Annotated in this window: 12 protein-coding genes; 2 read left to right on the top strand and 10 right to left on the bottom strand. The window is 72.3% G+C overall.

What is annotated here, in order from left to right; translation table 11 throughout:
* Nucleotides 1-12: 12 nt before the first annotated feature.
* From IRZ18_06100 to IRZ18_06075, 6 genes are all read right to left on the bottom strand, one after another.
* Nucleotides 13-777 carry an AAA family ATPase gene (locus IRZ18_06100; GenBank protein MBX5476680.1) on the bottom strand — a complete coding sequence of 255 codons (765 nt, stop codon included), beginning with the start codon at nt 775-777 and terminating at the stop codon, nt 13-15.
* Between the two features lie 179 nt (nt 778-956).
* Nucleotides 957-1838, bottom strand: coding sequence for an ABC transporter substrate-binding protein (locus tag IRZ18_06095; GenBank protein MBX5476679.1), 882 nt, complete (start codon nt 1836-1838; stop codon nt 957-959).
* A 26-nt stretch (nt 1839-1864) separates the two neighbouring features.
* Nucleotides 1865-2452 carry an HDIG domain-containing protein gene (locus IRZ18_06090; protein MBX5476678.1) on the bottom strand — a complete coding sequence of 196 codons (588 nt, stop codon included), beginning with the start codon at nt 2450-2452 and terminating at the stop codon, nt 1865-1867.
* 5 nt (nt 2453-2457) lie between these two features.
* Nucleotides 2458-3063, bottom strand: a complete 606-nt coding sequence (locus tag IRZ18_06085; protein ID MBX5476677.1) for a cob(I)yrinic acid a,c-diamide adenosyltransferase — start codon at nt 3061-3063, stop codon at nt 2458-2460.
* A gap of 7 nt (nt 3064-3070) precedes the next feature.
* Nucleotides 3071-4783 (bottom strand): SH3 domain-containing protein, encoded by a 1713-nt coding sequence (locus IRZ18_06080; protein ID MBX5476676.1) that lies wholly within the window; start codon nt 4781-4783, stop codon nt 3071-3073.
* A 92-nt stretch (nt 4784-4875) separates the two neighbouring features.
* Nucleotides 4876-5967, bottom strand: a complete 1092-nt coding sequence (locus tag IRZ18_06075) for an Mrp/NBP35 family ATP-binding protein (protein MBX5476675.1) — start codon at nt 5965-5967, stop codon at nt 4876-4878.
* A 178-nt stretch (nt 5968-6145) separates the two neighbouring features.
* Between IRZ18_06075 and IRZ18_06070 the strand changes: the two genes are divergently transcribed.
* Nucleotides 6146-7000 (top strand): hypothetical protein, encoded by an 855-nt coding sequence (locus IRZ18_06070; GenBank protein MBX5476674.1) that lies wholly within the window; start codon nt 6146-6148, stop codon nt 6998-7000.
* A 1-nt stretch (nt 7001) separates the two neighbouring features.
* On the opposite strand, the gene pyk is transcribed toward IRZ18_06070, so the two are convergent.
* The 4 genes from pyk to IRZ18_06050 form a co-directional block, all read right to left on the bottom strand.
* Nucleotides 7002-8756: a pyruvate kinase gene (gene pyk / locus IRZ18_06065; protein ID MBX5476673.1), complete on the bottom strand. Its 1755-nt coding sequence runs from the start codon at nt 8754-8756 to the stop codon at nt 7002-7004.
* A gap of 28 nt (nt 8757-8784) precedes the next feature.
* Entirely contained in the window at nt 8785-9741 is a 957-nt protein-coding gene (pfkA, locus tag IRZ18_06060) for a 6-phosphofructokinase (protein MBX5476672.1), read from the bottom strand.
* On the bottom strand, nt 9738-9959 hold the full coding sequence (locus tag IRZ18_06055; protein MBX5476671.1) for a DUF2007 domain-containing protein: 222 nt from the start codon (nt 9957-9959) through the stop codon (nt 9738-9740). Before IRZ18_06055 ends, pfkA begins: the two co-directional genes overlap by 4 nt.
* A 202-nt stretch (nt 9960-10161) precedes the next feature.
* Nucleotides 10162-10482 carry an SCP2 sterol-binding domain-containing protein gene (locus tag IRZ18_06050; protein MBX5476670.1) on the bottom strand — a complete coding sequence of 107 codons (321 nt, stop codon included), beginning with the start codon at nt 10480-10482 and terminating at the stop codon, nt 10162-10164.
* Nucleotides 10483-10543: 61 nt separating this feature from the next.
* Here IRZ18_06050 and IRZ18_06045 point away from each other — a divergent pair, with 61 nt between their 5' ends.
* Complete coding sequence (locus tag IRZ18_06045) at nt 10544-11296, top strand: LamB/YcsF family protein (protein ID MBX5476669.1); 753 nt, start codon at nt 10544-10546, stop codon at nt 11294-11296.
* The last annotated feature ends 26 nt before the right edge of the window (nt 11297-11322 follow it).

The raw sequence follows: 11322 nt of genomic DNA, 5'->3' as shown, positions 1-11322 counted from the left end.
CCCCCCCAGGTATCACCCGCGGCCCGCCAGTCGGGGGGGCGGGCAGCGGGGCCCCCCCCGCGCCGGGGGGGCGCGGTACAGGGCCACGGCGGCCCGCGGGCTGGCGCCGACGTCCACCTCCGGGCGGTGGCGCGTCGCCCGCACAAGATGGACGGCGTACTGCGCCACCTCCGGCGCGACGGCGACATCGCGCACCGCCTCGATGAAGCCTGCGAGGTCCTCGCCCGAAGCGACGGGCTGCAGCCGCGCGAGCACGTCCTCCGCAGCTTCCCGGCGCCCGACGCGCAGCAGCATCTCGAGTTCGCCGGCGTCGCTGGGGTAGCCCACGGTCACGCGCACGAAGAAACGGTCGAGCTGCGCTTCCGGAAGGGGAAAGGTCCCCTCCATGTCGACGGGGTTCTGTGTGGCGAGGACGAGAAACGGCCGGGGCAGCGGCCGCGTCTCCCCGTCCGCGGAGACCTGGCGCTCCTCCATCGCCTCCAGCAGGGCCGCCTGGGTGCGGGGCGTCGCGCGGTTGATCTCGTCGGCCAGCAGCACATGGGTGAAGATCGGTCCCTCACGGAAGCGGAACTCCGCCGAGCGGGGATCGAACACGGCCGTGCCGAGAATGTCGCTGGGCATGAGGTCCGGGGTGAACTGCACGCGGCGGAAGGTCAGCGCGGAAAGTCTCGCGAGCGCCTGGGCCAGGCGGGTCTTGCCCGTCCCCGGCACGTCCTCCAGGAGGGCGTGGCCCTCGCAGAGCAGCGCGATCAGCAGGAGCTCGACGGGACGGCGCATGTCGACCAGCACGCGCGCCACCTCAGCCTGGACCGTCTCGGCCCAGGCCGCGATGCGGGAGACGTCAGGCAAGGGAACGGCCTCCTCGAACAGGGCTTCAGGGGCGCCGCGGTCGCGCTCGCTTTCACCGGCGGGCCTTCGCGGCCGGAGCGCGCCTCACCTGCCTGCGACGCGCGTCGTCATCCGGCGCCCGCGCCCTCCGTGGCCGGCGGCCACGCGAACGCGTCCGCCGCCAGGTCCGCGCGCCGCGCCGCTTCCCGGGCGGCGGCGTCGGCGTCGCCGTACAAGAAGTCGAACAGCATCCGAAGCCCTTTGACCAGCCCCGGCCCCGGGCGCCCGAAGAGGCTTTCGGGCAGCAGGAAGACGCGTCGTTCCCGAATCGCCCGCAACTCTCCCCATCCGGGACGCCCGGCGATGTCCGCCACCCGCATGCGCCGTTCGGCCGTGCCGCACCACGACGCGCACAGCACGTCCGGGTCGCGCGCTCGCACCTCGTCCGGCTCGACGGGACCGCTCTCGCGGTCCAGGTCGGCGAAGGCGTTCCGCAGGCCGAGGAAGGCGAACATGTCCGTGACCCAGCTGGGGCGGCCGGCGACGATGATCGGCTTCGGCCACCATTCCCACGCGCCCGTCTCCGGCGGCGACTCCATGCGCGCGCGCGCGGCGGCCGCGTTGCGCCGAACCTCCTCCGCCGCGGCATCCATCTCCGCCACCAGCGCCCGGCCGCGGTCCGCTTCCCCGAGCGCGTCGGCGACCTGCTGCACGCCGCGGCGCACGCCGGCCCAATCGTGGGCGTCGACGACGATGAACGGCAGGCCGCGCTCCCGGAGGCGCTCCACGTTGCGCTCCATCCCGGGGACGCTGAGGGATGCCAGGACGAGGTCCGGACGGAGGGCGGCGACGGCGTCGACGTCGACGTCCAGGTCGCTGCCCACCTCCGCCACGTCCAGGGCGAACGCGGGATCCTTCAGCGACCAACGGTCCGCGCCCACCAGGCGGTCCCGCAGCCCGAGTGCCAGGACGATCTCAGTATTGCTGGGACAGAGCGACACGACGCGCACGGGCGTGGCCCTCCCGGGTTCGAACGTCACCGCGCCGCTTCCACGGCGTCGTGGCCGCGGCCGAGGCCCAACTGCTCCTGGATGGGCTTCATCGCCTCGATGCAGAACCGGATGTGCGCGTCGAGGTCGACGCCCAGTTCCTGCGCGCCCTTGTAGATGTCGTCCCGGTTCACGCCCTTGGCGAACGCCTTGTCCTTGAGCTTCTTCTTCACCGAGGCGACCTCGAGGCCGTCGAGGCTCCTGTCCGGCCGCACGAGCGCGCAGGCCGTGATGAAGCCGGACAGCTCGTCCACGGCGTACAGCGCCTTCGCCAGCAGGGAGACGCGCGGCACGCCGGAGTAATCGGCGTGGCCGAGGATGGCCTCCCGGATCTCCGCCGGCCAGCCGAGTTCCTCCAGCACCTGGACGCCCCGGAACGGGTGGTCCTCCTTGGACGGATACCTCTCGTAGTCGAAGTCGTGGATGAGCCCCGTGACGCCCCACTTGTCGGGGTCCTGGAAGAACTCGCGCGCGTAGGCCCGCATGCAGGCCTCCACGGCCAGGCAGTGGCGCCGCAGGCTTTCGCTCTGAACCCACGTGGTCAACAGGTTCCACGCTTCTTCTCGGCTGGGAATCTCGATCACGGTTCCTTCCTCCTTGACCCTCGCCAGGGAATGTCGGGCACGCCTGCGCGCCGGTTGGCCACGCGGGCCATGGAAAACAACAGGTCCGACAGCCGGTTCAGGTAGCGCAGCGCCTCGGGAGCGACGGAAGCTTCAGCGGAGAGTGCGACGACTTCACGTTCGGCACGGCGGCAGACGGTGCGCGCGAGGTGCAGGGCCGCGCCCGCCCGCGAGCCGCCGGGAAGAATGAAGGTGGTCAGCGCGCCGGCTTCCTCTTCGTGACGGTCGATCCAGCGCTCCAAGCGGTCGACGGCGTCCTGTTCGACCGGGGGGACGGCCAGGCGCTCTCGTCCTGACGGGGATGCGAGTTCCGCGCCGATCGCGAAGAGCTCTTCCTGGACCGTCTCAAGCTGCGCCTCGAGGTCCCGGGTGTCGCCGGGCAGGCTGGACAGCTCCGCCCGGCACACGCCCAGCGCGGCGTTGAGCTCGTCCAGCGTGCCGTACGCCTGGACCCGCGCAGCCGTCTTCGGCACGCGGCGCCCGCCGAAGAGCGAGGTCGTTCCGTCGTCTCCGGTGCGTGTATAAATTTTCGTACAGGCGTCTCCTTTCGTTGAGGGCCTCAAGGCCGCCTCAGGGCGCGGCGCCGTTTCCGGACGGCGCCGGCTCGCCGGCGAGGCCCGCGGCGATGGCGGTCCACGCCTCGCCCGTCGCGAAGCGCCGCTGCCAGCTGGCCACCCCGGCCAGGCCGCGCTGCCGCGCCACCGACGCGCGCGCGTGAAGCGTGTCCGCCGTCTCCAGCCACATCTTCCGGATCGCGTCGCCTTCCCGCCACTCCAGGTACGGAAGCCCGGTCGACGCGTCCTCCACGACGGCCCCGCGATCCTGGAACCGGGCGGCTTCGGCCATCCCAAGCGCCCGGCTGGCCAGCCCCGACGAGGACTCCGTCCACAGGCGCGTGTACAGCGGAACGCCCAGAACGAGCTTGTGCGCCGGCACCTCGGCCAGCATGGCCTCCACCCCGGCTTCCACCCACGGCATCGCCGCCACCGGGCCCGCCCGGCGCGATCCCTGCGTGTATTGATCGTACCCCATCGCGATCACGAGATCCGCCGAGCGTCCCAGCGCGGCGCGGTCGTAGCACAGTTGCCAGTTCGGGCTCGGCCCGGGAAACGTGACGTCGACGGAGACGATCAGGCCAGCCATGCGCGCCAGGGGAGCCAGTTCCCGCACGAACTGGGTGAAGGCGTCGCGGTCGGCCACGTCCATATTCTCCCAGTCGATGTTGATCCCGTCAAAGCGATAGAGGCGCGCGTAGGCCAGCAACTCCCGCTCCATGCGCAGCCGGGCGCGGCTGTCCTGCAGCACGCGGTGCGTGCGCTCCGGATCGAAGGAGTTTCCGAAGAGCGGCCACACCGCCAGCCCTCGCGCGTGCGCCGCCGACACGTAGCCCGCGTCCGCGATGCTCGTGACCGAGCCGTCCTCGGCCAGGTGCAGCCAGGTGGGCGAGATGACGTTGACGCCGGGCATGGGCGGATATCCCGCGACGTCCGGCGGCGACGCGCCGACCAGGTCCCACGTCAGGTTGATCGGACCCGCGGGGACCCCGGGCGCTGGCGCGTCCGGCTCCCGCGGCGCCTCGCCGGGGACGATGCCGGTGAGCGCCACGGCCCCCTTGGGCAGGTACCCCAGCCGGCCATCCTCCAGCCGCGCCCGGTACCAGCCGTCGCGCTCCTCAAAGATGCGCACCGGCCGGCCTCGCTCCACGCGGGCGAGCCGTGGCGCGAAGCGGGACGGAGCCGTGCGTAGCCACCCGGCGGACGTGACCTCTCCCTGGAGGCGGGGCGTGCTCCGCCGGTCGACGATGACGGTGTGAGAAGCGTCGTCGACCCTCACCTCGAGGCCGTAGACGTCCGCCAGCGGCCGCGCCGGCACGTAGGGGCGGTCGCCCACAAGGCGCAGCGGCACGGTCAGGGTCAGCGGCTCGTCGTTCACCCAAGCGGTCAGGTCGTCGCGCTCGAAGACGATGAGGCGGTTCTTCGTCGTCAGCACGAGCAGTTGCGCGTTCCGGTCCCAGTACGCGTCCGGGTCGACCCGCTCATGTAGGGCGGACAGCGGCAAGAGCACTTCGCCGCGCTCCAGGAGCGGCGGCGCGTCCAGGCGCGTTCCCTCGAAGACCAGCGCCGGTTCCGCGGAAGACGACCATGGGCGCAGGGCCGTCCAGCCGCCGTCCCAGAGCCATCGCGCGCCGGCGGCCGCGACGGCGACCAACACAAGTCCGATGAGCACGCGCGGGACGCGCGGAGGCCGGCGCGCGCGCAGGCGGCTCGGTACCGTGGTCGACATACGCGGGGACTTCGACGCAGGAGGCGAAGTTCATGCCGCGGCCGGGCCGGCCGCGGCATGAAGTTCCTGCCACGCGCCCCGATCGGGGGACGTCAGGCCTTGACGGCCTGCGACTCCGGCTTCGCCCCGTGCACCACGGCGCGGGCGAGTTCGCGGAAAGCCTCGGCGGAAGCCGACTCCGGCGCGGCGACGACGATGGGCGTGCCCTCGTCGCTGGCCCGGCGCACGGCGGGCTCCAGCGGGATGCGGGCAAGTAGCGGGGCGCCGAGCTGCTCGGCCATCCGCTCCCCACCGCCGGAGCCGAAGATCTCGACCGTCTCCCCGCAGTGCGGGCATACGAAGGACGCCATGTTCTCCACGACGCCCAGCACGCGCATGTTCGTCTTCTCGGCGAACAAACCGGCGCGCTTGGCGACGCTCGTCGACGCCTCCTGCGGCGTCGTCACGACGAGCATCTCCGACCGGGGCAGGCGCTGCGCGAGGGAGAGGGGTATGTCCCCGGTCCCCGGCGGAAGGTCGACCACGAGGAAGTCGAGGTCCGCCCACAGCACGTCGCGCAGGAACTGTTCCACGGCTCCGCTGATCATCGGGCCGCGCCAGATGACCGGCGTGTCCCGGTCGATGAGGAAGCCCATGGACATGACCTGCACGCCGTGGGCGTCGATGGGGACGATGGCGCCGTTGAAGACGCGGGGCGGGCCACTGACGCCCATCATGGTGGGGATCGAGAAGCCGTAGATGTCGGCGTCCAGGAGGCCGACCTGGTGGCCTTCCTGGGCGAGGGCCACGGCGAGGTTCGCGGTCACGGTGGACTTGCCGACGCCGCCCTTCCCGCTGGCCACGGCGATCACCCTCGTGCGCGAGGACGGGTCGAGGATCGGCGACTTCGGTTCGGGCTGCGGGCCGCGGATCTTGCGGACGAGCGCCTCGCGCTGCTCGTCGTTCATGACGCCGAGCTTGACCTCGACGTCCCTGACGCCGGGCACCGCCTTCACGGCGTCGGCGACGTCCTTTTCGATGCGCGTGGCCAGGGGGCAGCCCTGGACGGTGAGAAGGATCTCGACGAACACGCGGCCGCCGTCGACATCCAGCCGGCGGACCATGTCGAGGTCGGTGATGGGCCGCCCGAGTTCGGGATCCTTGACTTGCGTCAGCGCTTGCCAAACTGCATCGCGGTTGGCCATGGGCGCCACCTCCAGAAATCCAATGCCATTGTACCCTCGGCGGCGACGGGCGGCATCCGCCGCCGGTCACGGACGGATTTCCGATTGTTGCCGGGACCGGCGCCCCTCGATTCTTCGCAGGGGGCGTCGTATAGTATGGAAAAGTGGGTCTCCGGCCCAACGCGGGTGGTGCTGAGCGGTGAATACGACCGCGCTTCTGCTGGAACACCTCTCCGACCGCGACATCGAGTTTCTCGTGCGCACCGTGGTGACCCGGCGTTCCGATTACGAGCACATCTGCGGCCTCTTGCGCGACAAGCCGGACCTGATCGACATCATGCTCGACGATCCTCAGCTGTACGAGCGGGTTGCCGCCGACCCCGACATCGTGGGCAAGGTCTCGCCGTACTTCTTCTTCTCGGTCCTGCTCCGGCAGGTGCGCCGGGACTTGCGGACCATGGCGCACACGCTGGAATACGGGCCGGACCAGACTCGCGTGCCCGTCTTCGACGCCGGCGAGCTGCGCGCCGTGCTGGACGACGCCGCGCGCCGGGACTACCTCGCCGATCTCCTCGCGTCGTTCACGCGGACGCAGAACGAGGCCATGTGGCTGCACGCCGGCGAGCGCATCTACCGCTGGCGCTTCAGCGAGCTGGACCTGGCCGCGCTGGAACGGCTGCGCGGCGTCGTCGACGAGCGCGACCGCTTCGCCGTGGACCGGCGCATCGGCGACCTGACCCTGTTCCTGGCCGGCACCTGCGCCGACCCCGACAACCGCAAGTGCCTGCTGGACGCCGTGCAGCAGGCCCGCACGGCGCCGCAGGCCACCTCGTTCCCGGAGGTCCTGGAGGCCCTGGAGAACCGCGGCCGGGAGGCGTTCCTGCAGGCGGCGCAGCATCCGATCGCCCGCGCCACGGGCGCCGACCGGCTCCTCGCCTCGCTGGCGGAAAGCATGCGCCCGGCGCGGAAGGTTCTGAACCTCCTGATGGAGCGCCACGTGGAGCCCTTCCGCAAGGACTGGTTCAAGACGCCGCTCCTGGAAGCCGGCCGGTAGGCTACAGCGTCCGCGCCTCGCCGGGGTACACGAGCCCGCGCTGGCTGTCGACGGTCACCGTCTGGCCGGGTTCGAGCTGCGCCGTCGCGCCCTTCGCGCCCACGATGGTGGGAATCCCCAGCGAGATGCCCACCACCGCGGCATGCGACGTCAGCCCGCCCTCTTCCGTGATGATCGCCGCCGCCCGGCGGATCGCGTCCATCCACTCCCGGTCCGTGGCCGGCGCGACGAGCACCGAGCCCGGCTGGAAGCCGGCGAGGTCCGTCACGCGCAGCGCCACGTGCACCGGGCCGCTCGCGGACCCTTGACCCAGGCCTGTCCCGCGTAGAATCACATCGCCCACGGTATGCACCTTCATCAGGTTCGTCGTGCCGCGCACGCCCGCCGGCAGGCCGGCCGTGATGACGACGAGGTCGCCGTCCGCGACCGCCCCGCGTCGCTGCACCGCGCGGACGCTGCGGTCGAGCAGGTCGTCCGTGCCGCCGGCCCGCTCCATCGGGTAAGGTTCCACGCCCCACACCAGCGTGAGCCGGCGCAGCGTGGCCGGATCGGGCGTGACGGCCAAGATCCGCGCGCGCGGCCGCAGCCGCGCCACCATGCGGGCCGTGAACCCGGATTCCGTCGCCGTGATGATGGCGTCGGCGGCCAGGTCTTCCGCCGCCGCCACCGTGGCGTGGCAGACGGCGTCCGTCACGCCGCCGCCCGCCGTGCGAGCGTAGCGGGCCAGCCACTCCGAATGGGGAAACGCCTGCTCCGTCCGCTCGGCGATCCGGGCCATGGTGGCGACCGCCTCCACCGGGTACGCGCCGACGGCCGACTCGGCGGAGAGCATGACGGCGTCCGTGCCGTCGAGGATGGCGTTGGCCACGTCCGCCGCCTCGGCGCGGGTGGGACGGGGGTGCGCGACCATCGACTCCAGCATCTGCGTGGCCGTGATCACCGGCTTGCCCAGCTCGACGCAGCGCCGGATGATGTCCTTCTGGATCAGCGGCACCTCTTCCGGCGCGCACTCCACGCCGAGGTCCCCGCGCGCCACCATCACGCCGTCGGCCGCCTTGAGGATCTCGCCGACGCGCTCCACCGCCTGGCGCGTTTCGATCTTGGCGATGATCATCGCCTCGCCGCCGCATTCCTCGACGACGCGGCGCACGGCGATGACATCCTCGGCACGCCGGATGAAGGACGCTGCCACGAAGTCGGCGCCCGCGGCCAGCCCGGCGGCCAGGTCGCGCTCGTCCTCCGGGAGCAGCACGGGAAGGCTGAGATCCGCGCCCGGCACGTTCACCTTCTTGCCGCCCGCGAGCGGGCCGCCGGCGAGGACGCGCAGGATGACGTCCTCCCCCTCGATCTCCTCGACCTCGAAGACCAGGTTGCCGTCGTCGATGAGGACCGTCTCGTGGGGACGGAGATCCTGAGCGAGGCGATCGTAGTTCACGGCGACCGTCAGGACGTCGCCGCGCGCCGCCGGACGCGGGGCGAGGCGCAACCGCTCCCCCGGCCGCAGCACGGTGTCCGGCGGCACGTCGCCGATGCGGATCTCCGGGCCGCGCGTGTCGAGCAGCAACCCGACGACGCGCTCCGGCGCCAGCGCGCGGCGCACTTCCCGTACCGTCTCCAGCCGGCGCGCGAGATCGGCCGGCCCGCCGTGCGACAGGTTGATGCGGATGACGTCGGCGCCGGCGCGGATCACCGCCTCGAGCATGTCGGGCGTGTCGCAGGCCGGTCCCATCGTGGCGACGATCTTCGTTCGGCGCATGACCCGCTCCCTGCGAGTGACCTGCTCCTTACGAGGACAACACTTGGGCCAGCTCCCAGATGCTGCGGTCGATCGCCGGCCGCCCGGCGACGACCTCCTCCAGCGGCGTCTCCACCACCGTTTCGCCGCGCACGCCGACCATCACGCGGTGGCGCCCGGCGACGAGCGCGTCCACGGCCGCCGCGCCCAGGCGCGCCGCCAGCCAGCGGTCATACGCGGACGGCGAGCCGCCGCGCTGGACGTGTCCGAGCACGGTGACGCGCGCCTCGATGCCGAACTCTGCCAGGCGGCGTGCGACGTCGTAACCGGACGCGGCCCCCTCGGCCACGACGATGATGCTGTACAGCTTTCCGCGCTCGCGACCCCGCCGGAGCCGCTCCACCACGCTGTTCGCGTCGAAGCCGACCTCGGGAAGGATGATCGACTCCGCCCCGTCGGCGAGCCCGGCGTGCAGCGCGATGAAGCCGGCGTGGCGCCCCATCACCTCCACGACGAACGTGCGCTCGTGCGCGGTCGCCGTGTCGCGGATCTTGTCGATGGCCTGCACGACCGTGTTGATCGCGCTGTCGAAGCCGATCGTCCGCTCGGTGCCGTGCAGGTCGTTGTCGATGGTGCCCGGCACCCCCACCGCCGGCACGCCGCGCGCCTCAAGCGCCAGCGCGCCGCGCAGCGAACCGTCGCCGCCGATGACGACGACGCCGTCGACGCCCTCGCGCCGCAACCGTTCCGCCACGCGGGTCTGGACGTCGGGTTGCAGGAACGGTTCGCAGCGGCCCGTGTGGAGGATCGTCCCGCCACGGTGGACGATGTCCGCGACGGACGACGCGTCCATCGGAAGCACGTCCCAGTTGACGAGGCCCCAATACCCGCGGCGCGCTCCCCACACCTCGAGGCCCGCGTACAGCGCCCGCCGCACGACGGCGCGCACCGCCGCGTTCATGCCCGGCGCGTCGCCGCCGCTGGTGAGCACCAGGATCCGGTTCAATCCGCTTCGTCCCCCGGTTGCTTGGGATCCCGCTCGTCCCGGCCGCCGGGCCGGCGGGCCGGCATCCGCGCGAGGAGTTCGGCGAGGATTTCGTGCGCCTCCTCCGCTTCCGACTCGGGGACGAGCACCTCGTACGGGCCGGACGGCCCGAGGTGCGGGACGCCCCCGCTGCGCAGCATGACGAGAAACCCTTCCTGCTCCAGCATCTCCTTCAGCATCTGCGCCCAAGCTTCGTGTGGCGCGATATAGAGGACGCGCCACGCGGATGACCTCGGACCACGCTGCAGGATGGCCGCCTCCTCTACGGGGTGACGCTTCGACCCGGTTCGACGCGCTCCTTCCCGTAACGCCGCGCGGCTCCGCCCGGCGGAGCCGCCGCAACCGGGCCGAGGATCGGTTCCATCCCAAAGTTGCTCGATTTCAGCTCAGCAAACTCTGAAGCCGCAGGGCGAGGCCGATGTCGCCCTGCAGCTTCAGGCGACCGGACATGAACGCCGTCATCGGGTTGAGCCGGCCGGCCATGAGATCGGCGAAGTCGCCGGCCGACATGGTGATCGTCACGGAAGGGTCGGGCGCCGTCCCCTCGGCCACCTCGACCTGCCCGCCGGCAGCCCTGGCGTAAAAGGCGCCGCCGTCCTCTCCTGTTAGGATGAACTGGAATGTCCCCTCGATGCCCGCGACCTTGTCGGGATGCTGGGCGATGTTCGCCCGCAACGTCTCCACCCAATCGGCGATGGCCATCGGCATCCGTCCCTTCGGTGGCAACTCCCTTCCATCGTACAATGGACGGCAGGAGAGAGCCATGCGCGCGATCGACCTGAACGCGGACCTCGGAGAAAGCTTCGGCGCGTGGCGCCTCGGCGAGGACGGCGCGCTTCTCGCCGCCGTGTCGTCGGCGAACGTGGCGTGCGGCTTTCACGCCGGGGACCCGCTGACGCTGCTGGAGACGGTGCGGCGCGCGGCGCGGGCGGGCGTGTCCGTCGGCGCGCACCCGGGTTACCCGGACCCGCGCGGCTTCGGCCGGCGGGAGCTGGCCGCGTCGCCGGACGAGGTGTTCGCCGACGTGCTGTACCAGGTCGGCGCGGCGGCCGCGGCGTGCCGCGCGGCCGGCGTCCCGCTGCGCCACGTGAAGCCGCACGGCGCGCTCTACAACCGCTGCTGCCGCGACGACGCGGCGGCCGAGGCCGTCGTGCGGGCGGTCGCCGCGTTCGACCCGTGGCTGTGCGTGTACGCCCCGCCCGGTTCCGCCCTCGCGCGCGCCGCGGAGCGCGCCGGATTGCCGGTCCGGCGCGAGGGGTTCCCGGACCGCGGGTATCTTCCGGACGGGAGCCTGGCGCCGCGGCAGGCGCCGGGCGCGGTGGTCGAGGATCCGGACGCGGTGGCGCGCCGCGCCGTGCAGATGGCGCTGGAGCGCCGCGTCCAGGCGGTGGACGGGCGGTGGCTCAAACTGGACGTGGACACGCTCTGCATTCACGGCGATCACCCCGGCGCCGCGGCGCGGGCGATGGCGGCGCGCCGCGCGCTGGAGGCGGCCGGGGTGGCGGTGCGCGCGTGAGCGCCAGGCGCGGCGGGGGCGGCGCG

Source organism: Clostridia bacterium (genome assembly GCA_019683875.1).
Lineage (GTDB): Bacteria > Bacillota > Sulfobacillia > RBS10-35 > Bu92 > Bu92.
This window is presented reverse-complemented; position numbering and strand designations above follow the sequence as displayed.